The following is a 26,101-nucleotide window of genomic DNA, read 5'->3' on the forward strand; positions in this document are numbered from 1 at the left end:
GGCACGATACTGAAAAGAAGATGGTTACAGCCCGGCTATAACCATCTTTTTTATTTTCTGCGCCTTCTCAAAATGATCCAGGCGGTGGGTTTGGATCCACCAGCTTGCCGCTTCCATCAGAAGCTCGGGGTCATCATTCTTATTGGCGAAAAAGGCATAAAACGACAGGCCCAATGTCTCGCCTTTGGCGAGGATTTTTTTGTCACAAACCGCAATAATTTTTTGTCTTAAGGTGTCTCGCATAGATGGGAATTCCAGTGGCGTGATTAAATTGGCCCCTTATTTACTGGCCGATAAATATTCGCTGCCATCATTAGCATATATGCCAGTATTACCCCGACGAGTGACGGCAAATAGGTCGATAAAATGACCTGAGAAAGCAACAGAATAATAAGAGCTGTTACACTCCCCCAAAGCCAACCCAGACGTTTTTCATGTTGTGCAACCCGATACATAAAAACCGACGCACAAATGATTAAAAATATACCAATATACATTTACTGATCCTGGACATAGCCTCGTTTGCTGATAATAGTCATCAAATTGCTGGAGGCAGGTTTTCGGTAAAGTACGCGTGCTTACGATAAAATACCAGTAGCTTAGCAATAGTTTTTCCTTAAATCTGAAAAAGTTTGCCTATTCCAGCTTGCCGGGTAATAAGGTTGCGAACGTAGTCATGCCAAAGGCTTCCAGTACAGCGGCATCGAAAGGTTCTGAGGCAGCGTTATGGGCCGTTACGCCAAAATCAAGCCCAACTACGCTGCGAAACGGCCGGGTGCCTGCGGGCAGGTCGGCCAGCTCAATTATCCGCTGCACCACTAAATCAGGGTTGGTAGGCGCCGCAGGGTCATTTAAAATACCGTCAAAGGCCATCGCTAAACCGGCCAGGGTTTCCTGCGCAACTACAGGATAACTTGCGGCCCGGGCGTCAGCATCTTCCGGTCGCGGGCTACTGGTAAACAGTGAAGTGGTAAATGGCCCAGGCTCTACCAGCACCACATCTACGCCGGAACTGGCCAGTTCACCGCGTAGCGCCATGCTGTACCCTTCCACTGCCCACTTGCTGGCATGATATACCCCGAAAAAAGGCGCACTTAAACGCCCGGCAACTGAACTAATATTGATAAAAAGGCCGTTACCCTGCTTACGCATTGCCGGTAAAAAAGCCCGGCTTACCCGGTGTATACCGACCACATTAACGTCCAGCTGTCGGGTTAGCTCTTCGGCAGTAAAAGACTCAGTAAACCCGACATACATCTGGCCGGCATTGTTGATGACCACATCCGGCGCGCCGGATTCGGCCAGCACCGTTTTTGCTGCCGCATCCACTGAGCGCGATGAAGTAACGTCCATTTCCAGCAGCCGCAAATCCAGATTTTCTGCTTTTGCCAGTGCCCTAAGCTCATTGGCAATAGCTGCGTTTTTATCGCCGATACCACGTAAAGTGGCATACACCCGATCGCCACGGCGGGCAAACTGCTCCGAAACCTGCCGACCAAAGCCAGAACTACAACCGGTTACTACTATTGTTTTGGGTGAAACTGAGTTATTAGCCATAGTTGCCTTCCCTGCGAAATTAAGCGAATGCTAAACTGAGTGAAATTAAACATAGTTGGCAGCAGGAGTATTTACAAACTAAGACTTAATAAACAGATGAAAGGTGTTATATCCGGCATATGACTGAAAATAACGTTGGTACGCTTTGTTAGTGAAGAACCATGGGGGCAGTTTTTCCCTTTTGCCATACTTAAGCATTTGAAAAACAGAGAGCGTTTACTAAATGATAAACACTGCTATCGCTTTATGGCCGGTTTAGCGTAAATTGAATTTTTTTAAAATGGTAGAGCAACATTGTGATGAGTCTGCACCAGTTTGATGGTAATGCCAGCATTACGGAAGTATCTCCGGGAGTATATGTTGACCTGGATGGCCACCAGCTGACACCGCAGCAAGTGCGCCAGGTGGTTACCCCGCACGATTTTACGGTAGCCAATGCCCTGGTGGGTCGCTCCCTGGCAAAGCCGTGGCGCCGGGGCGTTGCCATAACCGTGGATGGTGTGCTTATCGCTTTACTTACCTCCGGTAGCTTTTTATTCCTGCTGCCTGTGGCGGCTTATCTGGCTTATCGCTGCCATTTACAACTCAACAACCGGCGCCGGAATATTGTCATCGCCTTCGCGCTGTTATCGTTGTTTTTATTACCACTGATGCCGGGGGAAACCGACGAGCGCAGCGACTACAACGTAAAAGAAGGTGTATTAATTACCGCAAGCGCCATTGCGCTTACCAGTACAGAGTGTAATGCCGGATGCGCTGATAAGCAGTTAGACAATATCAGCGAGCAATTACGTGGCAGTAAGCTTACCGACGACGAAATTGAAAGCATGATTACAGACTTGCTTGAAGACTCATCACTGACACCGTCAGAGCAGATGGTGGCATTAAATAAAGCGATGAGCAATATTAAGCAGCATCGCCAACAAGCCGCGCAGCAGGCTACCGATGTGTTAATTGAGACGACCACTCAGTCCGACTCAGACAGCTCGTGGTGGCAACAGTTAGCACAATCAGATCACAGTGTTGTTAAATGGTTGCAGGGCATTTTAACCGATTTAGGTATTGGTTTTGGCTGGGCGGTGTTTTATTTTACCCTGTTTATCAGTTGGAATGGTGGCCAGACGCTTGGCAAAGCCCTTATGGCTATAAAAGTAGTGCAGCTAAATAACACACCGCTTACGCTGTGGCAGGCATTTGGTCGCCAGGGTGGCTACAGCGCCGGCTTTGCCACAGGGCTACTGGGATTTATCCAGATATACTGGGATCCAAACCGGCAAGCTATTCAGGATAAAGTAGCCGACACCTTAGTCCTTAAAATATAACCTCAATACAAGCCGGATACCGCATGCGTATGTTGTTTACTATTTCAGGCTATGTGCTGGCGGGCTATGGCCTGCTGTGCTTACTGTTGTATCTGCTGCAGCGCCAGTTAATTTATTTTCCGGTACCGGCGCAGTTGCCGCCAACCGATCCGCTGTTGCTGCAACAAGCCAAGGCAACGGTGCTGGTCAGCCGCAAAGAACGCGACTCTCAGCAAGCGCTACTGTATTTTGGCGGCAATGCCGAGGATGTCAGTGTGTCGCTGCCGGAGTTTGCTGCGGCGTTTCCTGAACATGCTATATATCTGATGCATTATCGTGGCTATGGTGGCAGCAGTGGCAAACCTTCAGAGCAGGTGCTGGTTGCAGATGCACTTGCGTTGTATGACCAGGTGCAAAGCAACCATACTGACATTACGGTAGTAGGCCGCAGCCTGGGCTCTGCTGTTGCGGTGCAACTGGCAGCACAGCGTAAGATAACGCAACTGGTGTTAATTACCCCGTTTGATAGCCTGAGCGCACTGGCAAGCCGGCAGTTTCCGTTTTTTCCGGTGCAGTGGTTATTAAAAGATACCTATAAATCGGTTGATTATGCGCCAGTGATTAACAGCCCCACCCTGCTGATCGTAGCAGAGCAGGACGAAATAATAGGCCCCGCCCACAGCGAAGCACTGCATCAGGCCTTTGCGCCCGGTGTGGCCACACTTATTCGCTATAGTGGTAACCACAACAGCTATCTGAGCGCCAGTCAGCTTGCGGCCTGGCTCGCTGAGGCACCACCATAAGTTTAGTTATAGCCTGGAAATTATCGGGCGCACTTTACCGTTATCTGCTGTCAGCTTTGCTGTTCTTTTTGATCGGCGGCTTTCTCAAAAAAACACATCTGATTGGCGCCGGCTTTTTTGGCTTTATACATCGCGTGATCTGCCGCCTGTAATAAAGAGGCCGGGGAGGTAGCATCCTGCGCGTACAGCGCTATACCTAAACTTACCGAAATCTGCACATTATCCTGAGCGATCTGAAAGGGCGTCGCCAGCGCATCAATAATAGTCTGCGCCACCAGTTCAACATCTGCGTGTTGCTTAGCGCCAGAAAGAATAACGGTAAATTCATCGCCGCCTAACCTGGCAACGGTATCCTCTTCCCGTACACTTTCAGTCAGGCGTTTTGCCACAGCCGCCAGCAAATGATCACCAGCATCATGGCCAAGTGCGTCATTAACTTCCTTAAAGCCATCCAGATCCATAAAAAATACAGCCAGTGGCAGGCCACTGCGTTTAGCGTGTTTAACTTCCTGCTCCAGCCTATCCAGAAAAAGGCGCCGGTTTGGCAGCCCGGTTAGCAGGTCATAATGGGCGTTGTACCATATTTTTTCTGCGGCAACAGCCTGCTCGGTTACGTCCCGGGATATACAGACGGTGGCTTCAGTCTCGTTATTCTCGTCCAGTACCGGTGCCAGCAGGTATTCAAACTGCTCACCATTACCCGATGCAAAAGTGTGCACAAATTTACCGCGAAAAGTAGACTGATCGACAATAACTTTTTTAAGGTTATGCTGAAAATCAGCGGCAAACGGAAAGCCCAGTTCAAAAGTGGTTTTACCAATAATGGCTTTGTGAGCCAGCCCGAAAAGATTCGCGGTGGCTTTATTGGCATAGACAAAACGGCCCTCCAGATCCAGTACGTAAATCGGATCGGGTGATGCCAGCAGAATAGCCCCGAATAAGCGGGTTTCCATTTCTTTGACGACAGCGTAGTGTTGCAGTGATTCGGCCACTGCCTGGTCTATGGCTTCATGAAAGCGGGTTAAATCTTCTAATTTATCACCGGCAATGCTTGGGTTGGCTTTGGTCCACAATGACACCACACTGGCCCGCAGCGCCCGAAATTCAGACACCGTTTCCATAACGCTAAAGCCGCTGGTTTGCCGGTCACTACCATGTATCTCCGCCCAGGACTCTTCAGCCTCTGCCGGTGCAATACCTTTTGATTTTGCAGCTTGTGCTGACTCACTCTGGTATGAATCGAGGTCATCGGCAATTTCAAGCAACATATCTTTGGCATGGTCACGCAAGCCGGTTTTATTCATATCCTCAGCAGCAAGCAGGGTTTTAGCAAATGCTTCCCAGTCCTTAAGAATGGGTTCCATGTCTGACCGGATAAACTCAGCTAATCGCATTTTATGTGTATTTCGTTTAAGGACAGTAATTAACTGTAGCACGTGTACAGATGCCAACATGCATGATTTAAATTATCTGCCTACTATGTTGCCCTGGCAAGTGGAGAAGCGAGTTGGATCCGGCATGTGGGGGAGAACAGCTGCAACACCCGCCCTGGCTCGCCACAGCAACTCTCTCGCTCTCGCTCGCTCAGACACTCTGTGTCGACCAAAACGGGGTTCCAGCCGTTCTTTTCCAGGTTCAAGTTAGCAAGAACGTTGTATCCGGCCACAAGATCTGGCAGGGTTTTACAAAGCACAATAATGAACAGAGAAAGCCAGCTAGCCAATGAAAAAATTTTTGCAACGCGCCCTGCTCACTGTGTCAGCCCTGATAATTCTGGCAGTCGGCTACCTGTGGCTGACCTTTGTCAGCCCGCTTGGTTATAAGCCAAGCGGCGAATTACCAGCGATTGATGATAACGCCAGCTATTCGGTTTTTGTTTACGGCACCCTGAAAAAGCCCTGGGTGCGCGCTCTGGTAATGGGCCGCGCCGGCACTGGTAAACCAGCCACCCTACCCGGCTATCAGAAAGACGCGTTGGATATAAAACCCACGCCTGGCGCGGTTACCGAAGGCCTGGTTATTACCGTAACTGGCACTGAGCTTAGAGCCCTGGACAGATATGAGCGGCTGGGTGTGCGCTACCAACGGGTTCAATTAACGTTGGCTAATGGTCAGTCAGCCTGGGTTTATCAACTTATGGACCCGCTGGTGCAGGAGCTAACAAACGAGCTAACCGATTAACCCTGTAGTGATCCCGGTGAGTGAGAAAGAGTATTGTGTCCGGCATATATGCTGCCTAACCAGAACTAAGAGTTAAGCAGCACCCACCAGGTCAGGCTGGAGATCACCAGCCACAGCAGTGGGATAATAGCGCTTAGCCACAACAGCCAGCCTCTGAGCATAATAAGTAGCAGGCCCAGGGTGGCAATAGCGGTAGGGTCGGCAAAAATACCGAATACTTCTGCCTGATACCAGGAATCGCCACTTAGCAGGCCAATAAACGGCCAGCCCACCAGCCCGGTCAGGGCTAATATCAAACCAACAATGACCGCTGGCCGATTGTCTGGTGCTGTTTTAGCAAGGCCTTTACCGCTTAGCGCGATAAGCAACAGCATTACCGCCTCGGCGATAAAAGCATAGCCAATATAATTACCGGCCCAGTTTAGCTCAGCATAGTGCCGGATAAAAAACGCATAACCGACCCATGCCCATAGCGGTGCCAGCAATATGCTGCCGGCTCTGACTTTATGTCGCAGTGCCAGCAGCAGCACCAGTACACCCAGTAACAGCGTAAGAACATGTAAAGGCCAAAAAGATTCGCCAATACGCTCCAGTAACCGGAAATAAACGTCGCGGCTAAACGGAATAAACTGTTGCAACTGATAAGCTGAACCGTCGCTCATAACGCCTCTATATAGCGCTGCATGCGCTGCCGGGCGCTGGCAGATGGCATAACCCCGCTGCCCGCTGCCATATTCTCCTGCATATGAGCAACCTGGGAAGTAGCTGGTATAGCGCAGGTAATGGCCGGATGACTGACAATAAACTTCAGTAAAAAGTCGGCCCAGTTACTGCTGCCACATTCCTCTGCCGCCCACTCTGGCAGTGGCTGATTACGCCGCTGCAAGCCCTTAATCAAACTGCCGCCATCGTACGGTCGGTTGGCGATAACGGCAATGCCCTTCTCTTGTGCTAATGGCAGCAAACGCTGCTCAACCGCACGATGGGTAATGTTGTAAGTCAGCTGGATAAAGTCGATATCTTCCGACGCCATAATCTGCTCCAAATCTTTATGGCGCCGGCCGTGTGACGTGGTAATACCGATATGGCCGATTTTGCCGTCAGCTTTCATCTGACGCAGCGCTGCCAGATGCTCGCGCCAGTCCGTCAGGTTATGCACCTGCATCAGATTAAAGTGCTCTAGCTGCCAGCGTTGTTTTAAATCAGCTACCTGCTCGCGGGCTGAACCGCCGGCCGGGCTCCAGACTTTTTCTGCTGCAAACAGGCTGTCGGGAAGGCCCAGTTTTTGTAAGGCATACCCCATCACATCAGGTGCTGAGCCATACATCGGCGAGGAGTCAATCAGACCACCGCCATGTTCAAAAAAAGCTTTTACCACTTGCGTTCTGGCATCGAGCAATTTGGGATCGCTGCCGACATTAAAGGTGCGCCACGTACCCATGCCAATTGCCGGCAGCGCTTTGCCGGCCTTGCCAAATTTCTTTTGTAACATGCCGTTATTGGCGGGGTTAGCAGCAGCCGGGCCGGCAGCAACAGGCAACGACGGCAATAAACCGGCCGTAATTGCTGCAGCCAGCAACTTCAGGCTTTGCCTGCGGCTTAAACGATTATTCATGCTCTGCCCCCTTCCGCATTTTTCGGCTTATCTGCCTGAAACAGTTGTAAAGCATAACAGCTGCTGTTTAATGTCGCCAAACCAGAGGCAGCAAACGACCGGCATAGACAGACATTTCTGCGCCAAGTAAACTGGACCATAATTTGATTCAACAACAAGGTAATAAGTGTGAGCAAAGAAATCTTAACTGAACAACAATTGGCTGAAATTAAAAGCGAGTTTGAGTTTTTTGACCGTGATGGTAATGGCCAGATTGATATTGCTGAATTTATTGAGCTATTGACCGTACTGGCACCGAAAACAAAGGCCAACCATGTTGACGAAGGGTTTAAGCTTATCGACAAAAATAATGATGGTTTTATCGATTTTGCTGAATTTCTGGAGTGGTGGCAGCAGTGCTGGTGGGAGTATTGAGGAATAGCGGGTTCAGCATACTCTTTATAACATCAAGATATTGCTGATAGCCTGCCTCACTAAAAGCGGCAGCTGGCGGGTTCATAAAGCCATGCTTGTAAGGGGTTTTCACCGCGCTGACTGCCGGTTTTTCTGATAACAGCTGCAGCATGGTATCGACGTTAAAATGCAGCTCGCTGACGCCAAATATTATCCTCGTCGGTATATCAGGTGTCAGTTTCAGATGCTGATAAATTTGCCCCGGATAAAACAACATAGCCTGTTTCACGTTGGCTGCTGCCGGCGAAGATAACGCCCGCCACAAGGCGCTGGCACCGGCGCTAAAACCAATCGCTAACTCAACCGGTTGCTGGATGGCACTGACAACCTGACTGACATAACGATCATGACCGCATCTTTCGCAATACGTTGCATAGGCCTGCTGCTCATTGCTAAAACTCTGAGGTTGCTGCTGGTACGGATCGGTAAGGGTTATGGTGTAGTCACCGGCTAAATCCTGCGACAGGCGCTCTACCCCGCTGCAGAGTCCAAAAATGTCGGTGATAATTGCGATATGTCTGGGCATTGCCGCTCCGGGATTAAAAAAACCTCGACCATGATAAAAATGCCGAGACACCAGTATCACGATCGGTTAACGGGCTATTGCTGATACTGTCGTCGTACCAATGGTGTTCAATGCCCAGCCGGGTCATCCCGCCAAAAAACACAGGGGTGCTTAACGATATACCGGCATTGTAATTTACGGCTGAGGCCGCGCGATAGGCCGAACGACTGGCAGTAGCTTCTTCCAGCCGCACGCCGTAGTAATAATCGACCAGCTTGCTGTCTGAATAGCTGACGCCTGCTTTAGGTTCGAGCTGCACCGGGCCAAAACGCATACCGTAGCCTACAGCCAGTTTAGCCTCCTGCCCCTTTGAATTACCCAGTAAATCGTGCAGGGTTTCAGCTTCAACCTGCCAGCCATTTTGGCGCCACTGCACCCCAAAACCGCCATCCAGTGAGCTTTTACGCTTAGCCATACCAATAAATACACTACTGTCCGATTCGTCAAAACCGGCGAACCGCGGCGCCAGTTTGGCACTGAAACTAACATTACCTTGCTGCAGCAACTGATAACTGACAAAAGGACCATAAACCGACAGCTTTTCGCCGCGGTAACCAATTAAAGGCAGTGGGATAGTGCGGCGTTTATAACCACGGTAAATTTCCTGATTAACGCCGATACCCACCCCGTACAGAAAACCCTGCGGTGGTTGTTGTACATTGGCTTGCTGACTTTGCTGAGCCTGTACCGAACTACTTAACAATAAGCCGATGCCAAGCGCAATTGTGCTGAAATATTGACGAAAATTATGCATTTGCAAACCTTAGAGTCGTTGTTTACCTGAACTTGCAGCCTATAACACTGTCAGGCTTATTACTGTAGTCAGATGTAATCCGATCAGCCAACAATCCTGAATCAACGCTGGCAGCATTGCTATTTTGACAGAAACAGCAGCATTTTATACGGCTAAATTGCAGTTACGCCCTGCAAACTAGGGATAAATACCGCAATTAAGCCAGCACATTCTGCTACATTTTGATTAGTATGCACGCTTACTTTCGTGCCACCCCATCGGCTAGTGTACTTAGGGTCAGCCACCATTTTGTTAAGGGTTAATTATGTTATTTACTGGTGATTTAACTACCGAATGTCCAATCAGACAAAAAATCCGTGATTACTACCGGATTGATGAAAATCAGATCATTGACATGTTATTACCACTGGCTGAAGTGGGTGTGAAAGCACGGAGCAGGGCCTGGGAGCGAGCACGGCAAATTGTATTGAACATCCGTAAAGATCAGGATGGCCAGGGCGGTATTGATGCCTTACTAAATGAGTTTTCCCTGTCCAGCGAAGAAGGCGTGGTACTGATGTGTCTGGCCGAAGCACTGCTTAGGGTGCCGGATAAGAAAACTCAGGATATGCTGATTCGTGACAAATTAGCCAATGGCGACTGGAGCTCGCATTTAGGTAGCAGCGACTCGCTGTTTGTGAATGCCTCATCCTGGGGCCTGTTAGTTACCGGTAAAATGGTCAACTACTCTGATCATAGTAAGGCTGAGCAGTTCGGTATTCTGAAAAAAACCCTGGGGCGGCTCGGCGAGCCTGTTATTCGCCGCTCAGTTAATTTTGCCATGAAAATTATGGGCAAACAGTTTGTTATGGGTACCACCATTGATGATGCTATTGATCGCGCGGCTGACACAGAGAAAAAAGGCTACGTGTATTCCTACGACATGCTGGGCGAAGGTGCCCGCACCATGGCCGATGCCGACCGTTACTACCAAAGTTATTTAACCGCTATTCACGCCATTGGTAAAGCAGCAAAAGGCCGTGGCCCGATTAAAAGCCCCGGTATTTCAGTAAAACTGTCGGCGATTCATCCACGCTATGAATTTAGTCACCGTGAACGGGTAATGACCGAACTACTGCCCAAATTAAAAGAGTTAGTTCTGGTCGCCAAAAAATATGATATTGGTTTCACTGTTGATGCCGAAGAAGCTGACCGGCTGGATATCTCACTGGATATTATTGAAGCTATATTCAGTGATCCGGATTTAGGCGACTGGACCGGTTTTGGCCTGGCAGTACAAGCCTATCAGAAACGTGCTGTTTTCGTTATAGAGTGGTTAACTCAGTTAGCGCGTAAAGTTGGCCGCCAGATAATGGTTCGGCTGGTTAAAGGCGCGTATTGGGATACCGAGATTAAAACCACTCAGCAAGATGGCCTCGATCACTACCCGGTATTTACCCGCAAGGCCTCAACCGATGTGTCTTACAAAGCCTGTGCCATTAAAATGCTGGAAGCCCGTGACGTCTTGTACCCGCAATTTGCCACGCACAACGCGTATACCGCTGCTACCATTTTAGAAGTTGCCAAAGGCGATAACACCGGCTTTGAATTCCAGCGCCTGCACGGCATGGGCGAGTCACTGTTCGATCAGATTGTTACCGAAGAAAAAATTCAGTGCCGGGTATATGCCCCGGTTGGCGAGCATGAAAACCTGTTGGCCTATTTAGTGCGTCGCCTGCTGGAAAACGGCGCCAACTCATCGTTTGTAAATGCTATTGTCGACACCACGCAACCGGTGGAAGCGCTGCTACCTGATCCGGTAGAAACCCTGCAGGGTCTGCGCAACAAATATAATACCCAGATTAAAATGCCGATAGATTTATACGGCGCTGAGCGTTCTAACTCGCGCGGGATGGATTTAACCGACATTAACAGCCTGATGCCGTTTAAAGCTAACCTGGAGCGCTGGTTTAAAGAGCATTTAATTAGCGAAGATACGGTACCCACCGGCGCAGTACCGGTGAAAAACCCGGCCAATCATCAGGAGATTATTGGCCATGTGACTATGCACAACACCGAGCAAATGCAGCAGTTGCTGAGCAATGCCGATGAAGCCTTTACTGACTGGTCACAAACCCCGATAGCCCAGCGCGCGAATCTGTTGCGGCGGATAGCTGATATTCTGGAACGTCATCACGACGAGCTGGTGGCGATTTGTATTAAAGAAGCCGGTAAAGTTGCTCAGGATGGTATTGATGAAGTGCGTGAAGCGGTCGATTTTTGTCGCTACTATGCCGCCCGCGCCGAAGAGTTAGCTAAGGACGAGCGCTTTGAACCACGTGGGGTTATTTTATGTATCAGCCCGTGGAATTTCCCACTGGCTATTTTCCTGGGTCAGGTCGCCGCTGCTATTGTTACCGGTAATACCGTTATCGCCAAACCGGCCGAACAAACCAGTCTGATTGCCCTGCGTACTATTGAACTGATGCACATTGTCGGTTTACCAGAGCATGTGGTGCAGGCCGTTATCGCCCGCGGCAGTGATGTGGGTAAAACCATAGTGCCGGACTCGCGCATTCAGGCAGTAATGTTTACCGGTTCGACCGACACCGGCACCCTGATTGCCCAGACCCTGGCTAACCGTAATGATATTCAGGTACCACTGATTGCCGAAACCGGTGGTCAGAACTGCATGATTGTTGACTCAACCGCCCTGCCCGAGCAGGTGGTGGATGATGTTATCAGCTCTGGCTTTCAAAGTGCCGGCCAGCGCTGCTCAGCGCTGCGGGTGCTGTTTATTCAGGAAGACGTCGCCGACGGCATTATTACCATGCTAAAAGGCGCGCTGGAAGAAATGCACGTTGGCGATCCGGCGCTGTTAAGCACCGACATTGGTCCGGTTATTGATGCCAAAGCCCTGAAAAACCTGGAAGAGCATGTCGAGTACCTGAAAGACAAAGCCACCCTGCACTACCAGTGCGGCATACCGGATAACAGCAAGAACGGTGCTTACTTCTTTGCGCCACGGCTGTATGAGATTAAAGACTTGTCGGTACTGAAACGCGAAGTTTTTGGCCCTTGTGTCCATGTGATCCGCTTTAGTGCCAAAGATCTGGATAAAGTCATCGACCAGATTAATGGTACCGGCTATGGCCTGACCATGGGTATTCACTCACGGATCGAAGAGCGCTGTGAGTATCTGGCGAAAATGTCGCGCGCCGGCAACGTCTACGTTAACCGCAATATGATTGGTGCTATTGTCGGTGCCCAGCCATTTGGTGGCCGTGGCCTGTCTGGTACCGGCCCTAAAGCCGGTGGCCCGAACTATTTACTGCGTCTGGTAAAAGAACAAGCGTCACCTGAAAACGTGCAGATGACTAACCTGACCCCGGACGAGCTGGACATGCACCACACCGCTGACGCTGAAGCCCAGGTACAGCAGTTAATGGAAAACTCCCTGCGGGATGAGAAAAAGTGGCGCAACACCAAACTGAATGACCGGGTGTCCGTGGTTCGCCAGTTACTGGCGAAAATTGCCACCGTAGACATTATCGATGAACTGGCCGACGATTTAGGCTCTACCCTGTCTGATGCCCGGGCCCAGCTGAACCGGCTGGAAAAACATATGCGTAAAGCTATTGTGTTACCAGGGCCAACGGGCGAGTCAAACACCCTGCACTATGAACCACGGGGTTGTGTGGTGTGTTATGCCGATAAGAGTACGTCGTTTAACTTCTGGACCCTGTCGATTATCACTGCCCTGGCTGCCGGTAATACGGTAATTACCGTGGCGTCAGAGCTGTTTTATGAAGAAGCCCAGGCGTTTCGCGATAAGTTTATTGCCACAGGGGTTGCCAAAGGCGTATTCCAGGTAGCCCGGCCGGATCAGTTGCAGGCCATTCTGGCCCACCCGCATTTAGCCGGTGCTGTGGTAGCCGCGCGTTCATCGCGCTTGGGTTACTTCAGCCAGCAACTGGCTAAGCGTGAGGGGGCAATACTGCCGGTAATCAGCGCCGAGTATTATGATACGTTGATTAAACGGTTAATTACCGAAAAAACCATCAGTATTGATACCACGGCCTCGGGCGGTAATACCTCACTGATGACGATGGTGGAAGACGACGAGTCGTAATCAGGCATTGTACCAGCCCACAGGGAAGGGGCTGGATGGCTGAAAATACTTACTTCACCGGCTTCAAGGAGCACATCCCTGTGCCCCTTCAGCCTGCGCAGCATCCATGCTGCTGTTACGTAAGTACATCAGCCCCCCTGCCTTTAATTCTTCCGCTGATCTTCCAGCTACCCTGCCCTTATATCTGGACCCTATCCCATCTACCCCCTACCTAAGCTCATCTGTTACTTCAATACCTGCAATAAATTACTGCGCTGATCTGTCCAGCTCACGTCGCGGTTAAGCGCCGACGGCCATGGGCTTAGTGCTTGCTGAATAACCGGCTGGCCGATAAAACGCTGGTTGGCGGTAATCAGCACCCACTGGGCTGCCGGATTAATCCCCTGTGCGTTGGTCGCGATAAAGTAGGCGTCAAGGCCCAGCTTAGCTGCCTGGTTACGTAGCAAACTGGTTAAATCCAGATAATTATTCGACACATGCACCGCCAGTACGCCATCGCTTTGCAAATGCTGCCAGTACAATTGCATTGCTTCAGTGGTAAGCAGGTGCTGTGGAATGCTGTCACTGCTAAAGGCATCCAGCACCAGCACGTCAAACTGGCTAGTGCCCTGCTGCTCAAGCTGTGCCGTCAATGTCAGTCTGGCATCACCCGGTACAATGTCCACGGCAGCAGCACTGTCACTCAGGTAACTGAAGTACTCTGTCGCCACTTTAATCACTGCCGGGTTCAGCTCAAAAAACAGCATGCTGTCGCCTGGCTTGCCATAGACCGCCAAGGCACCGGCACCCAACCCTACCAGGCCGAAGTTCCGTTGCTGTAGCTGATTAATATTGCGGGAAAGTGCAGCGGGTAAAAAATGCTGCATAGCTAACGCCGCGCCAGTGCCCGGCCGGTAATAACTTTGCGCCGTGCCGGATAGTGGCGGCGCAAGATACTGGGCACCATGGCTGGTGGTACCGTCAATCAGCTGGCGCTGGCTCTGCTCACCGACCACCAGATCACGCACCACCAGGCTGCCATAAAAATTACGTTCACTATAGACATTATGCTGGCCTAACTGCCATTCCAGGCCCACCACGGACAAGCCAAACAGCAGGCCGCCGCTTAGCCACAGGCCTTGCTGCCAGCGCGGTTTTGCTATTTCATCCGGCCACTGCAGCAGCAGATAAATCGCCAGCAGTACCAGTAAAAACTCCCAATACTGGCTGAATAACAGCGGCGCCAGTAAGTTAACCGCGACACTGCCCAGCACGCCCCCTGCAGCCAGCAACAGATAAAAGCCGGTTAAATACTGTGGTTCAGGTTTTAAACGGGCTAGTTCGCCATGACACAGCATGCAGCCGCTGAATAAGATGGTCAGGTACAATAGCAATTGCGAGATAAGATCAAACTGGCGGCCCAGGTAAAACAGCAATAAGCCAAACACCATACTCAGGCAGAACACATACAGCCACAGGCCACGCTGATACCAGGCGGGTTTGTTAAACACCACTATATAGCTGACTAAATACAAACAGAGCGGCAGCACCCATAAAAAGGGCACCGGCGGCACATTCTGGGTAATTTGCTGGGTAACGGCCAACAGTAACACCACACCACAGGCCGACAGTGCCAGCCAACGCAGGGCATAACGTTTATTCAGGCGGGCACTTACCGCACGGATAGCCGGTGACAGCTGGCCGAGCTCACGCCACATCAACAACAGGCAACTTAGGGTAAACAGCACAAAGCCAAATACCCAGTACTGGCGTTGCTGACTCAGGCTAAATAACGGCTCCAGCAAAAACGGATAGGCCAGTAAGCCACCTAGTGAGCCTAAATTAGACAGCGCATACAGCCGGTAAGGTGAGCGCAACGGGAAGCGGCCAGCAAACCAGTGTTGTAATAACGGGCCGGTGGCCGATAGCATTAAATAAGGCAAACCCACGGTTAAGGTTAACAGCAATAAAATAGCGGCTAATGGCGCGGCCAGTACGTCAGGCTGAATATTGGCTTGCCACAGCAGCGGCAGGCTGGTCAGGGCCAATAGCAGCAAACTGCTGTGGACCAGCCGCTGTGCTTTTGGCGCCAGATAACGACTTAACAAATGAGCATAGCCGTAGCCCGCCAGCAGCAGGCTTTGGAAAAACAACATGCAGGCAGTCCAGACAGCTGCTCCGCCACCAAAATAAGGTAACAACTGTTTGGCCAGCATTGGCTGCACCAAAAATAGTAAGGCAGCACTTAGTAAAATAGTCAGGGCGAACAAGGCCAAGGCAGGCTCCACAATCGGTAATAGCATCTCAAGGCGCCAAGCCTATACAAAGGGCGGCTTGCAGGCAAGTAGCACGGCCGGCAAGCGCAGAAAAGTCAGATTTGTGATGGCGCCGCGCTTGGGGTAGACTCCAGTGTTTTTGATCTGAATAAGGCTGCGTAAACCGCACATTTGTTATTCAAGGTTTTATTTATGGGAATGTTAAGCCATGGGCAAATTTAAAGTACCTCATACCCTCACCCTGCTATTTTCAATGATGGTCATCGCGATGATCGCTACCTGGATAGTGCCGCAGGGTTCATTTGAAATGCAAACTCTGGAGTCGGGACGTCAGGCCGTGGTGCCGGGAACCTTTACCCTGGTTGAAGATAAAAACTATATGACGCCGTGGCAGTTACTGACCGCCATACCGCGAGCCTTTGCCAGCGCTCAGGACGTTATTTTCTTTGTAATGATTTTAGGCGGCGTATTATCTATTGCCCGCGCCACCGGCACTGTTGATGCGTTAATCGGCCGGATGCTGGAACGTTTCGGCGAAAAACCGCAAATTTTAATCTTTATGGTGGTGTTCTGTTTTGCCATGGCGTCCAGTTTTATTGGTACCGCCGGTGAATATATTCCCTTTGTGTTAATTCTGGTGGCGTTGTGTAAGGCGATGCGACTCGACGCCATGACCGCCGTCGGCATGACTGTTGCCGGTTATGGTATCGGATACGGTATTTCTGCGGTCAATCCTTTTACCCTGGTTATTGCCCAGCAAATTGCAGAATTACCAATATTATCTGGTTGGCCACTACGTGCTGCGATTTTTCTGCCGTTTGTGTTAATTGGCTTTCATCATGTCTGGAGCTACTCGAAAAAAGTGCTGGCCGATCCGGCAAACTCAATGGTCTCAGACATACCCTGTCCGCTGGGCGATAGTCATACTGCTGACTACCCGAAGCTATCTGTCAGACATCAACTGATCCTGGCCAGCTTTCTGGCCACTATCGGTATCGTCGCCTATGGTATCCGGATCCATGGTTGGTATCTGTATGAACTGGGTGCCTGCTTTATTGCCTGGGGTCTGCTGACCACAGTGATCAGCCGGATCGGCGTTGATGTTGCAGCGAAAAAATTTATTGATGGTGCGATGGAGCTGACCACTACCGCTATTTTAATCGGTGTAGCCCGTGGTATTTCGCTGGTAATGGAAGATGGCCAGATTCTGCACTCGCTGGTGCATGGTATGTCGCTGCCGTTGTCGTATGTTGGCTCTGAAATTGCGGTTGTCGGCATGCTGATTATTCAGACCTTGCTGAATTTCTTTATACCCTCAGGCAGCGGTCAGGCTTTTGTCACCATGCCATTAATGGTGCCGCTGGCCGACTTGCTGGAAATTCCGCGCCAGGTTGCGGTACTGGCATACCAGTTTGGTGATGGTTTCTCTAATATGATTATTCCGACTAACGCCATTTTAATGGGTATTATCGGTATTGCCGGGGTGCCATATGGCCATTGGTTCCGTTTTTGTCTGCCACTGATGGCCAAATTAATGCTGGCCGCATCCCTGGTGCTGGTGCTGGCTGTGGTATTTGGTTATGGCGACGATGTACAGCCACCGCTGACCGAAACCAGCATCCCTGCCAGTAACTGACTGAAATGTTCAGGCAGGTATCTGTTGATGCCTGCCTGAACCTTGACAATAGTCGCCCCTGGGCTTAACGTAAAGTTAACTTAGTGTTTTAGGCCTATTATCTTGCTGATTTTTATCGTGATACTGATGCTTTTTTCAGCATCAGCATTCGCAGCCCCAACCCCTGCCGATACCGAACCACCACAACTTAACAGCAGTGAATCCGCAAATAAAGACCCTGCAGCTAAGCTTAATACCATTGCAGATTGTGGCCTTAATGAAGCAGCCCAGCAACTGGCACTGCTGATAATCCAGGATCCGTTGCAGCAGCGAGCCCGACTCAGCTGTCATCCATTGCTGGCGCAGGCGGCGGCTGAGAAGGCCAAAGTCATGGCGCAAAAAGGGATTGTAAATCATTATGTCGGGGGACTCGGCGCAAACCAGCGCTTAAGAATGTTAGGTTATCAACTGCCACCGTTTTATAGCGGTGCCATTGGCAATCAGGTAGAGGCAGTTGCAGGCGGTTTCAGTACCGCTGAAGATGTCTGGGAGGCATTCAAAAGTTCAACAGCTCATCGCAGCCACTTACTGGGTGAACTCCCTTTTTATCAGCAACAACTTCATATAGGTGTTGGCTTTCACTACAAATGGTCAAGTCCTCATGTTGAATATTGGACAGTATATATTGCCAGAGAGGCAGTAGCTGAGGATGCCAACGTAACGTGCTATGATATTGGTTGCATACCACCATAATAAGAAATAAACCTATGGCCGGCGCCCAGCAGATTGCTGAAATTATTTTAAAAGGATTTCGTAAACACTTCCGGCTATTTCAGCAGGTCACTGCACGGGCCAGACAACGGTTTGAACAGGCAGACTGGCTCGCTTACCAACAGGACAGCTCAGAGCGGATCCAGTTTTATGATTTACGGGTGAATGAAACCACGGCCGAGCTGCGACAGCAATTACCCGCAGAGTGCTTAAACGAACCGCTTTGGCAGCAGGTGAAACAGCAGTACTTGCAGTATTTGTTGTTTCATCCGCAGGCCGAACTGGCTGAAACGTTTTATAACTCAGTGTTCTGCCGCTTATTTGCCCGCAAGTATTACCATAACCAGAATATTTTTGTTGAATCTACTCTCAACCAGCAGCATTTGCCTGCGCCGATTTCGTCGGTATACCAGAGTTATTTTCCGGCAGAGGATGGCCTGAAACAGAGTATCCGCCAGATTGTCGCCGACTTCGCTTTCAGCACGCCTTTTATTAATCTGGAGCGGGATATCCGCTACATCGTAAAAAGCTTTATTCATCAGTCAGAGCACGGCCGCTATCCGGTACACCAAATTCGCTTTGATATGCTTAAATCAGTATTTTTCCGTAACAAAGCGGCTTATATCGTTGGCCGGGTGGTCACCCCGGACGGTCAGCAGCCTTTTATAATTCCATTGTTACACCAACAGGGCGCCGGTTTGTACCTGGATACCCTGCTGACCGATCCGCAGCATATGAGCATTATTTTTGGTTTTTCCCGCGCCTACTTTATGGTGCAGTGCCCGGTACCTTCGGCCCTGGTCCATTTTTTACGGGAACTGTTACCGCATAAAACACTGGCCGAACTGTATGCCAGTATCGGCCTGCACAAACAGGGGAAAACCGAGTTTTATCGTGAATTGCTGAGCCATTTGACCAAAAGCAATGATCAGTTTGTCGCTGCGCCGGGCATTCGCGGTATGGTAATGATGGTGTTTACCCTGCCCTCGTTTCCTTACGTGTTTAAAGTTATTCGCGACAAGTTTGCCCCAAGCAAAGAGTTTGACCGGGCGACGGTAAAAGCCCGTTATCTGCTGGTAAAAAAACATGACCGGGTAGGCAGAATGGCCGACACCCTGGAATATTCTGATGTCGCCTTACCGAAGAACCGCTTTACCCCTGAACTGCTGCAGGAACTTCGTGACACCATTGGCCAGTCGTTGCAAATTGATGATGAATTAGTGGTGATTAAACATTTGTATATTGAGCGGCGGATGGTGCCGTTAAATATTTATCTGGAGCAGGCAACAGACGAGCAGAAAGCGGTGATTATGCATGACTATGGTAATGCCATTAAAGAAATGATTGCGGCTAATATTTTTCCCGGCGATATGTTGTTAAAAAACTTCGGCGTTACCCGGCATAAGCGGGTAGTATTTTATGACTATGACGAAGTACAGTATTTACTGGATGTTAATTTCCGCGCTTTTGCCAAAACCGATAATTTTGAAGACGCCATTAATGCCGAAGCAAACTGCTGTGCCGCACCGGGCGATGTATTTCCGGAGCAGATAGCCACTTTTGTTACCCCGCAACCGCAAATCCGCCAATTACTGTTCAGCAAACACCCTGAATTACTGGATGCAGCATATTGGCGTGCCAAGCAAAAAGCGGTCCGGGACGGTATCGTTGAAGATATTTTTCCCTACCCCGATAACCTGCGCTTTTGTCTGCGCTATGCTAATAACATTGAATTAAACAGCGACCAGTAAGCTGTCGCCGCTAACAGCAATGAGTAACTTATGCCATCAAGCATTATCACCAATGCAGATTTATCCGCTGTAGATACCTCGTGGGAGCAACCGTTGTACCGGGCTGACAGTATTCGTCAGCTCGAGCAACAGGCTATACACCAGCTTGGCAGCGATGGCGGTTTTATATTAATGCAGCGGGCTGCATCGGCATTGTTAGCCTTACTGCAGCAAAAGTGGCCAGCGCCCCGCAAAGTCCTGGTCTATGCCGGTAACGGCAACAATGGCGGTGATGGCTACTTACTGGCCGCCCTGGCCCGGACCAGCGGCTACGATGTGCGACTATACCAGCATGGTAACCATAGCAGGCTCGGCCAGACCGCAACGCTGGCTGCGCAAGCCGCTGGCAAAGCTGAAGTACCCATCGTCAGTGAATTTGCAGAGGCCGATTTGCTGATTGATGCGCTGTTTGGTATTGGCTTGAACCGTCCGCTGGATAAAGCGACGTCCGGGCTAATCCGACGGATAAACAACAGTAACAAGCCGGTATTGGCAGTAGACATTCCCAGCGGCCTGAGTGCTGATAGCGGCGCTGCCATGCCAGAAGCGGTAAAAGCCACTGCCACCCTTAGCTTTATTGGCCTGAAAGCGGGTTTACTGATGCAGGATGGCCTGGAGCATTGCGGCCAGCTCTGGTTAAGCACACTGCAACTGGACGGCGAACGCTCAGTCCCCGAACCAGCCTGCCACAGCTTGAGTGCCCGTCAGATCAGTCAGCTGATACCCGCGCGCCGTGCGAACAGTCATAAAGGCCATTATGGCCATGTGCTGGTGATTGGTGGCGACGCCGGCTTTGGCGGTGCCGCTATTCTGACAGCCCAGGCTGCAGTTAGTTGTGGTGCCGGCAAGGTAAGTTTATTCAGCCGCAATGAGCATACAACTGCGATGTTAAGCCGTCAGCCTGAAGTGATGGTAAGCAGCGAAGATTGTGCCAGCCTGCTGAATGCTGCCAGTGTGATAGCTATAGGCCCGGGTCTTGGCACAAAAAGCTGGGGCCAGGCGCTGATGGTGCAGGCGCTGGCCAGTGACAAACCGCTACTGCTGGACGCCGATGCCCTTAACTTTCTGGCTGGCTTGTCACAACAGCAGCAAGCGGGTTATAAGCGACAAAACTGGGTACTGACCCCGCACCCGGGCGAAGCCGCGCGGCTGCTTAACTGCAGTAGCCAAGACATTCAGCAAGACCGGCTGGCCGCTGTCCGGCAGTTACACCAACAGTTTGGCGGCGTTATTTTGTTAAAGGGCGCAGGTACTCTGATCTGCGATCAAAACGGCGAAATAAGCTTGCTGGCAGCGGCCCATCCGGCCCTGGCCAGCGGTGGTATGGGTGATGTACTCAGTGGTGTTATAGCGGCGCTGCTGGCGCAGGGTCTGAATGGCCGCGACGCTTGCCAGGTTGCTGCCTGGTTACACCTGCATAGCGCAGCCAGCCTGGCCCGGCAACAACAGCAACCCTGGCTGCTGGCCAGTGATTTAATACACCAGCTAAAACTACAGTTAATTAATTGATTTTTAATAAAAACGGACGTAAATTTAACCTACTTAATTTTTATAGTGAGCAGTACGCCTTGGCGCATCGTTTTCTGACATCGTTTGTGCTGTTGCTGATATGCAGCGCAACTGGCTTGTTACTGACAGCAGCGCCCGGCGTCGCCAGCACGAATTCAGACAATACCCGTGATTATTTCCCGCCCGCCAGTGAGTTTTTTGTCAGTATTACTGACCGGCAGCATATTCCCGATAATATTGTTACCAAACTGGCGCAGGATAAATACGGCCGCTTGTGGATTGGCAGTGCCGGCGGTTTGATCCGATACGATGGTTATCGGTTCCGGCATTATTTACAATCCGGTCAGCAGCAACAAAGCAATAGCCAGAGTACGGCGCCGATAGCCGGTAATTTTGTCCGTGATTTACTTCAGACCAGTGACGGTACCTTGTGGCTGGCTACAGCGCCAGGTGGCATCCAACGCTATGAAAGTGCCAGCGACAGTTTTTATCAACCGAAAATAACCGCGCCGGGCATTGCTGACGATTTTGGCTATCAGGTGCAGGCGATTACTGAAGATCCAAAAGGTAATATCTGGCTGGCTGGCAATCAGGGCTTAGCCCTGCTGGATCATGACAGTCAGGTGTTGCAATTTGTCCCGCCGCAGCCCGAACTGCAGGACGTAAGAGCCTTACTGACTGATGAACGCGGAAATTTATGGATTGGCAGCCGCAGCGGCTTATTTCTGTTAACGCCGGGTAGTGCCGGGCCACAGCAGATTAAAGGTGCGGCTACTGAGCTGGGCCAGGTGCTCACTCTGGCCAGGGTAGCCAATCAAATTTGGTTGGGTACTGACCGGGCGGGTGCTTTTGTTATTAATCCGAACCATAGTCTGACTGCTCTACCACAAAATTTAACATCCGGGCGGGTATCTGGCCCGGTTTACGATATTCTGCAAATTAGTGATGATGAAGTATGGCTGGCAGGGTTTGCCGGGATAAACCGGCTGGCCGTTAGTGACAAAAGCGTTCTGGGTCATTATCAGCATGACATCTCCAATCCGTATAGTCTGGCGCATCAGGATGTACGCACCCTGCTCAAAGACAGTGCCGGCAAAATCTGGTTGGGTGGTTATGGCGGCGGATTGCAGCGGTTCGATGGGCAGGCTGGTGTCAGCACCTTGCGGCGCAGTCTGGCAGATAACACCAGCATTAGTAGCGGCGATATCAGTAGCATTCTTGAACTGGCAGATGGCCAGCTCTGGTTGGGTAGTCGCGGCAATGGTATCGACGTCATTGATCCGGCCCGCGGTATTGTTGAGCGGCACCAACCGCAAGCTGATGTGCCGGGTAAATTACAACATGGCTGGATAACGGCAATGGCAGAACAGGCAGATGGTACCATCTGGCTGGGTGTCAATCCGGGCCAGCTATATCGTTTTTTTCCGCAGAGCGGCCAGTTTACCTTGCTGGGCCCTGAACAAGGGATCTGGCGAACCAATGTCCGCAGCTTATTTGTCGATAGTCAACAGCGCCTCTGGCTCGGCAGCAGTACCGGGTTAGCCTTGTGGCAGGAACAGCAACAACGCTTCGTCCGGATCAAGCAGGACGATGGTGAACCATTACAGGATTATATTAATGCGATCGTTGAAGACCAGCATCGCAATATCTGGCTGGGAACCGGCGCCAGCGGACTTTATCTGATTGAACCTGCAGCAGTGACAACGCCTGCCGCGAAAGCCGTGCCGACTGATCAGATAACCAGCATTCTCGGACTGCTCCATGACAACCAAAACCGCTTGTGGCTCGATACCCCTACCGGTTTATACCAGTTTAATTATCAACAGTACCTGCAACAACACACAGCAAAGGCTACGGTTGCTGATATCAATGCGGCACTGACTAAAGTGGTCTTCGCCAACAGCAGCTTGAACGAAGATTTTGGAGCCAACTTACTTGACGATGACCAGGGCAATATCTGGACCGGTAAATTTCACTATAACCCGGGCAATGGCCAGCTTTATCAGCTTACGCCGGCTGATGGCGTTGATATTGGTAGCCCCTGGTATCGCTCATACTATAAAACCCGTCAGGGTTTGCTGTTATTTGGCGGCACCAGCGGTTTACTGGTCATTAATCCTGCAAAGTTCAGCCCCTGGCAGTATCAGCCAGAAGTGTTACTGTCAGAACTTAAGGTGCAGGGTCGCAGCCGGCAAATTGCGCCGGATCAGCAAACGTTAACCCTGAATGCTGCTGAGCGCAGCTTCAGCGTTGAATTTGGTGCCATGGATTTATCGGCGCCGCAACAACTGCAGTATCGATACCGGCTCGAGGGCTTTGACGAAGATTGGCAATTTTCAGATGCCAGCCAGCGAATTGCCAGCTATACCAATCTGTGGCCGGGCAACTACCGCCTGCAAATCCAGGCGACCAATCGCACCGGCCACTGGAGCGGCCAACAAACTGAATTACAGCTCACTGTGATGCCGGCATTCTGGCAGCAATGGTGGTTTGCTTTATTGTTAGCCTTAAGCCTGATCCTGGCGATTTATCTGTTGGTAAAAGTGCGGACCCGGGTAGCGCAATTACAGGCACGGGAATTAGCGCGCCAGGTAGAAGAGCGCAGTCAGCAACTGAAGCTGGCTCAGCAAAGCTTACTGGAGAATGAAAAAATGGCGGCGTTAGGCCAGACTGTGGCCGGAGTAGCGCATGAAATCAATACCCCGGTCGGGGTCAGCATCACTGCCAGTAGCGCGCTCGCCGGCAAACTGGCCGAGCTAAAGCAACACTTTGCTGACAAAACGCTCAGTAGCAAAGCCTTCAGTCAGTTTGTTGCCGACAGCGAACAACATTTACAGTTAATTAGTTATAACCTGCAACGCGCCGCAGATTTAGTCACCCAGTTCAAACAACTGGCGGTAAATGAAACCGTCACTGATACGGTAGATATTAAGCTCAAACCCTGGTTACAGCATCTGGTGGCCAGGCTTAACCCGCCAAATGCGGCTATTGGTATAGTATTGCAATGCCCGGACAATCTGACCCTAAAACTGCGGGCAAGTGCGCTGGCCACCGTGTTAAGCCACTTATTGGAAAATGCCTTGCTGCATGCATTTGAACCGGACGACAGCGGTGAAATTAAGCTTGACGTTCGATACAGCAACCAGCAGTTAATCCTGAAAGTTTCGGATAATGGCAAAGGTATTGATCAAAGTGTCCAGAATATTGTGTTTAACCCCTTTGTAACCACCCGCCGGGCCAGCCAAAGCAAAGGCCTGGGCTTGCACTTGTGCTACAATCTGGTCACGCAGGTGTTGCAAGGCAGCATTGAAATGCAGACTACCGCCTGCAAAGGCACAACATTCAAGCTGACTTTGCCACTGTCAGCAGATAACAAAGCTAGTTAACAATAGCGTCAAAATGGAAGTGAGCAGTACCATGAAAATCTGGGTTGATGCCGATGCTTGTCCGGTAGTAATTAAAGAGATCTTGTTCCGGGCCGCAGTAAAACGTCAAATATCCACGGTGCTGGTTGCTAATCAGTTGATCCGGGTGCCGCCCTCGCCTTTTCTCAGCAGCCTGCAGGTAGCACATGGTTTTGATGAAGCGGATAATGAAATAGTCCGCCGCTGCCAGCCAGGTGACCTGGTGATTACTGCCGATATTCCGCTGGCTGCCGATGTTTTAGCTAAAGGCGGCCGCGCACTCAACCCGCGTGGTGAGCTGTACAGCACCGATACAATTAAACAAAAACTAACAATGCGCGATTTTATGGACACCCTGCGGGGTAGTGGCGTGCATACCGGTGGTCCGCCGCCGTTAAATCAGAGCGATCGGCAGGCTTTTGCTAATCAACTGGATAAATTACTGCAACAGCATCAGCAACCAGGCTAGCTTAGCAAATTACGGCCTGGCTGCTGGCTCAGCTGGCCAGGCGCTCAGTAACTGTTTACTGCTGAAATCCCGGGTCTGGCAGGTAACCGGATCAACAAAGCTAAGCTGCTTCGCTAATAGTTGCAATGGCGTTGTCAACTGCGGCGGCTGTTTTGGTTTTAATTCGGGATAATAATTGTCATGCAAAATAGGCATCCCCAGACTTAACATATGCAGACGCAGCTGATGGGTTTTCCCGGTATGGGGTGTTAACTGAAATAGACCCAAATCATCTTGTTTGCTTATCAGGCTGATGTCCGATATCGCATTCACCTCGCCCGCCACTATGGCATTGATAAAACGGGGGGTACTTTTCTCAATCCGGTTGCCGATTTGCCAATGCTGCGGTAACTTCGCCTGTTGGGCAGTCGCCGTTAACTTTGCCACGGCCTGATAGTGTTTTTGAATAGTGCCCTGACTGAACAACTGATAGTACGCCGCCCGACTAGCAGGATTTATTGAAAATAATACCAATCCGGCAGTATCGCGATCCAGCCGGTGCACCGGCACCACATCAGGTAAGCCGGTATCCCGTTGTATGCGGGCCAGTAAGCACTCATTAACGTACTCACCTCCCGGTGTTACCGGCAAAAAATGCGGTTTGTCGGCGACAATAATATGCTCATTCTGAAAGACAATGTTATGCGCCAGCGGAATAACCGGCTCAGCCATGACTTCGCGGTAATAGCACAGGCGTTTGCTTGGCGAAAATGGCGTTGCCGGGGTAACCGGATCGCCACTAAACCAGTGCACTTTGCCAGCAGCCATCCGCTCACACCACATTGCTTCGCTGATAAACGGAAACTGGCTGCATAAAAACTGCAAAACAGTGTCCCAGCCCCGGTTGTCAGCTGGCAAGGTAATTTCAGAGGCCTGGCGGGCTATCGACACGACATTTTCCACTAAAAA

At 50.6% G+C, this 26,101-nt stretch carries 21 protein-coding genes; 11 read left to right on the forward strand and 10 right to left on the reverse strand.

Annotation, left to right across the window (positions count from 1 at the left end; all coding sequences use genetic code 11):
* Positions 1-24 precede the first annotated feature (24 nt).
* The 3 genes from CRO03_RS11105 to CRO03_RS11115 form a co-directional block, all read right to left on the reverse strand.
* A complete protein-coding gene (locus tag CRO03_RS11105; protein WP_097111707.1) occupies positions 25-243 on the reverse strand; it encodes a DUF6500 family protein in 219 nt (72 codons plus the stop codon).
* A 23-nt stretch (positions 244-266) separates the two neighbouring features.
* Entirely contained in the window at positions 267-497 is a 231-nt protein-coding gene (locus tag CRO03_RS11110; RefSeq protein WP_097111708.1) for a hypothetical protein, read from the reverse strand.
* A gap of 139 nt (positions 498-636) precedes the next feature.
* Entirely contained in the window at positions 637-1,557 is a 921-nt protein-coding gene (locus CRO03_RS11115) for an SDR family oxidoreductase (RefSeq protein ID WP_097111709.1), read from the reverse strand.
* 299 nt (positions 1,558-1,856) lie between these two features.
* On the opposite strand from CRO03_RS11115, the gene CRO03_RS11120 reads away from it, so the two are divergent.
* Together CRO03_RS11120 and CRO03_RS11125 are read left to right on the forward strand one after the other, a co-directional pair.
* Positions 1,857-2,879 carry an RDD family protein gene (locus CRO03_RS11120; RefSeq protein ID WP_097111710.1) on the forward strand — a complete coding sequence of 341 codons (1,023 nt, stop codon included), beginning with the start codon at positions 1,857-1,859 and terminating at the stop codon, positions 2,877-2,879.
* Between the two features lie 23 nt (positions 2,880-2,902).
* Positions 2,903-3,661: an alpha/beta hydrolase gene (locus tag CRO03_RS11125; RefSeq protein WP_097111711.1), complete on the forward strand. Its 759-nt coding sequence runs from the start codon at positions 2,903-2,905 to the stop codon at positions 3,659-3,661.
* Between the two features lie 50 nt (positions 3,662-3,711).
* Here the strand turns inward: CRO03_RS11125 and CRO03_RS11130 are convergent, their stop codons facing one another.
* Entirely contained in the window at positions 3,712-5,025 is a 1,314-nt protein-coding gene (locus tag CRO03_RS11130; protein WP_245861619.1) for a diguanylate cyclase domain-containing protein, read from the reverse strand.
* Positions 5,026-5,383: 358 nt separating this feature from the next.
* On the opposite strand from CRO03_RS11130, the gene CRO03_RS11140 reads away from it, so the two are divergent.
* Positions 5,384-5,842 (forward strand): gamma-glutamylcyclotransferase family protein, encoded by a 459-nt coding sequence (locus tag CRO03_RS11140; protein ID WP_097111713.1) that lies wholly within the window; start codon positions 5,384-5,386, stop codon positions 5,840-5,842.
* 65 nt (positions 5,843-5,907) lie between these two features.
* Here the strand turns inward: CRO03_RS11140 and CRO03_RS11145 are convergent, their stop codons facing one another.
* A complete protein-coding gene (locus CRO03_RS11145; protein ID WP_097111714.1) occupies positions 5,908-6,504 on the reverse strand; it encodes a DUF6064 family protein in 597 nt (198 codons plus the stop codon).
* Positions 6,501-7,457, reverse strand: coding sequence for an aldo/keto reductase (locus CRO03_RS11150; protein ID WP_097111715.1), 957 nt, complete (start codon positions 7,455-7,457; stop codon positions 6,501-6,503). The genes CRO03_RS11145 and CRO03_RS11150 overlap by 4 nt, the downstream gene beginning before the upstream one ends.
* A 168-nt stretch (positions 7,458-7,625) precedes the next feature.
* Between CRO03_RS11150 and CRO03_RS11160 the strand changes: the two genes are divergently transcribed.
* Positions 7,626-7,871, forward strand: a complete 246-nt coding sequence (locus CRO03_RS11160; protein WP_097111717.1) for an EF-hand domain-containing protein — start codon at positions 7,626-7,628, stop codon at positions 7,869-7,871.
* Here CRO03_RS11160 and CRO03_RS11165 read toward each other — a convergent pair.
* Complete coding sequence (locus CRO03_RS11165; protein ID WP_097111718.1) at positions 7,816-8,436, reverse strand: dienelactone hydrolase family protein; 621 nt, start codon at positions 8,434-8,436, stop codon at positions 7,816-7,818. The two genes, CRO03_RS11160 and CRO03_RS11165, sit on opposite strands and share 56 nt — an antisense overlap.
* Positions 8,437-8,449: 13 nt before the next feature.
* Positions 8,450-9,229 (reverse strand): MipA/OmpV family protein, encoded by a 780-nt coding sequence (locus CRO03_RS11170; protein ID WP_097111719.1) that lies wholly within the window; start codon positions 9,227-9,229, stop codon positions 8,450-8,452.
* 304 nt (positions 9,230-9,533) lie between these two features.
* Here CRO03_RS11170 and putA point away from each other — a divergent pair, with 304 nt between their 5' ends.
* On the forward strand, positions 9,534-13,340 hold the full coding sequence (gene putA / locus CRO03_RS11175) for a bifunctional proline dehydrogenase/L-glutamate gamma-semialdehyde dehydrogenase PutA (protein WP_097111720.1): 3,807 nt from the start codon (positions 9,534-9,536) through the stop codon (positions 13,338-13,340).
* Between the two features lie 224 nt (positions 13,341-13,564).
* Here putA and CRO03_RS11180 read toward each other — a convergent pair whose 3' ends face one another.
* Positions 13,565-15,622, reverse strand: a complete 2,058-nt coding sequence (locus CRO03_RS11180) for a spermidine synthase (protein WP_097111721.1) — start codon at positions 15,620-15,622, stop codon at positions 13,565-13,567.
* Between the two features lie 181 nt (positions 15,623-15,803).
* Here CRO03_RS11180 and CRO03_RS11185 point away from each other — a divergent pair, with 181 nt between their 5' ends.
* From CRO03_RS11185 to CRO03_RS11210, 6 genes are all read left to right on the forward strand, one after another.
* Positions 15,804-17,231, forward strand: coding sequence for a YfcC family protein (locus tag CRO03_RS11185; protein ID WP_097111722.1), 1,428 nt, complete (start codon positions 15,804-15,806; stop codon positions 17,229-17,231).
* A gap of 126 nt (positions 17,232-17,357) precedes the next feature.
* The gene (locus CRO03_RS11190; protein WP_245861621.1) at positions 17,358-17,963 is read left to right on the forward strand and encodes a CAP domain-containing protein; all 606 of its coding nucleotides are present in this window, start codon (positions 17,358-17,360) and stop codon (positions 17,961-17,963) included.
* Positions 17,964-17,977: 14 nt separating this feature from the next.
* Positions 17,978-19,732, forward strand: a complete 1,755-nt coding sequence (gene aceK, locus CRO03_RS11195; protein WP_097111723.1) for a bifunctional isocitrate dehydrogenase kinase/phosphatase — start codon at positions 17,978-17,980, stop codon at positions 19,730-19,732.
* 30 nt (positions 19,733-19,762) lie between these two features.
* Positions 19,763-21,280: an NAD(P)H-hydrate dehydratase gene (locus CRO03_RS11200; RefSeq protein ID WP_097111724.1), complete on the forward strand. Its 1,518-nt coding sequence runs from the start codon at positions 19,763-19,765 to the stop codon at positions 21,278-21,280.
* 59 nt (positions 21,281-21,339) lie between these two features.
* Positions 21,340-24,666, forward strand: a complete 3,327-nt coding sequence (locus CRO03_RS11205) for a sensor histidine kinase (RefSeq protein ID WP_170948999.1) — start codon at positions 21,340-21,342, stop codon at positions 24,664-24,666.
* Between the two features lie 31 nt (positions 24,667-24,697).
* The gene (locus tag CRO03_RS11210; RefSeq protein WP_097111972.1) at positions 24,698-25,153 is read left to right on the forward strand and encodes a YaiI/YqxD family protein; all 456 of its coding nucleotides are present in this window, start codon (positions 24,698-24,700) and stop codon (positions 25,151-25,153) included.
* A gap of 9 nt (positions 25,154-25,162) precedes the next feature.
* On the opposite strand, the gene CRO03_RS11215 is transcribed toward CRO03_RS11210, so the two are convergent.
* Positions 25,163-26,083 carry a pseudouridine synthase gene (locus CRO03_RS11215; protein WP_097111726.1) on the reverse strand — a complete coding sequence of 307 codons (921 nt, stop codon included), beginning with the start codon at positions 26,081-26,083 and terminating at the stop codon, positions 25,163-25,165.
* Positions 26,084-26,101 lie beyond the last annotated feature (18 nt).

It is taken from the genome of Arsukibacterium tuosuense (genome assembly GCF_900215315.1).
Classification (GTDB): Bacteria; Pseudomonadota; Gammaproteobacteria; order Enterobacterales; family Alteromonadaceae; genus Alishewanella; species Alishewanella tuosuense.

Coding starts and splice junctions, on each gene's coding strand:
- CRO03_RS11125 (WP_097111711.1), top strand. CDS start 2,903: ATGCGTATGTTGTTTACTATTTCAGGCTATGTGCTGGCGGGCTATGGC.
- CRO03_RS11140 (WP_097111713.1), top strand. CDS start 5,384: ATGAAAAAATTTTTGCAACGCGCCCTGCTCACTGTGTCAGCCCTGATA.
- CRO03_RS11145 (WP_097111714.1), bottom strand. CDS start 6,504: ATGAGCGACGGTTCAGCTTATCAGTTGCAACAGTTTATTCCGTTTAGC.
- CRO03_RS11185 (WP_097111722.1), top strand. CDS start 15,804: ATGGGCAAATTTAAAGTACCTCATACCCTCACCCTGCTATTTTCAATG.
- CRO03_RS11130 (WP_245861619.1), bottom strand. CDS start 5,025: ATGGAACCCATTCTTAAGGACTGGGAAGCATTTGCTAAAACCCTGCTT.
- aceK (WP_097111723.1), top strand. CDS start 17,978: ATGGCCGGCGCCCAGCAGATTGCTGAAATTATTTTAAAAGGATTTCGT.
- CRO03_RS11180 (WP_097111721.1), bottom strand. CDS start 15,622: ATGCTATTACCGATTGTGGAGCCTGCCTTGGCCTTGTTCGCCCTGACT.
- CRO03_RS11190 (WP_245861621.1), top strand. CDS start 17,358: ATGCTTTTTTCAGCATCAGCATTCGCAGCCCCAACCCCTGCCGATACC.
- CRO03_RS11170 (WP_097111719.1), bottom strand. CDS start 9,229: ATGCATAATTTTCGTCAATATTTCAGCACAATTGCGCTTGGCATCGGC.
- CRO03_RS11105 (WP_097111707.1), bottom strand. CDS start 243: ATGCGAGACACCTTAAGACAAAAAATTATTGCGGTTTGTGACAAAAAA.
- CRO03_RS11120 (WP_097111710.1), top strand. CDS start 1,857: ATGAGTCTGCACCAGTTTGATGGTAATGCCAGCATTACGGAAGTATCT.
- putA (WP_097111720.1), top strand. CDS start 9,534: ATGTTATTTACTGGTGATTTAACTACCGAATGTCCAATCAGACAAAAA.
- CRO03_RS11110 (WP_097111708.1), bottom strand. CDS start 497: ATGTATATTGGTATATTTTTAATCATTTGTGCGTCGGTTTTTATGTAT.
- CRO03_RS11165 (WP_097111718.1), bottom strand. CDS start 8,436: ATGCCCAGACATATCGCAATTATCACCGACATTTTTGGACTCTGCAGC.
- CRO03_RS11115 (WP_097111709.1), bottom strand. CDS start 1,557: ATGGCTAATAACTCAGTTTCACCCAAAACAATAGTAGTAACCGGTTGT.
- CRO03_RS11210 (WP_097111972.1), top strand. CDS start 24,698: ATGAAAATCTGGGTTGATGCCGATGCTTGTCCGGTAGTAATTAAAGAG.
- CRO03_RS11200 (WP_097111724.1), top strand. CDS start 19,763: ATGCCATCAAGCATTATCACCAATGCAGATTTATCCGCTGTAGATACC.
- CRO03_RS11150 (WP_097111715.1), bottom strand. CDS start 7,457: ATGAATAATCGTTTAAGCCGCAGGCAAAGCCTGAAGTTGCTGGCTGCA.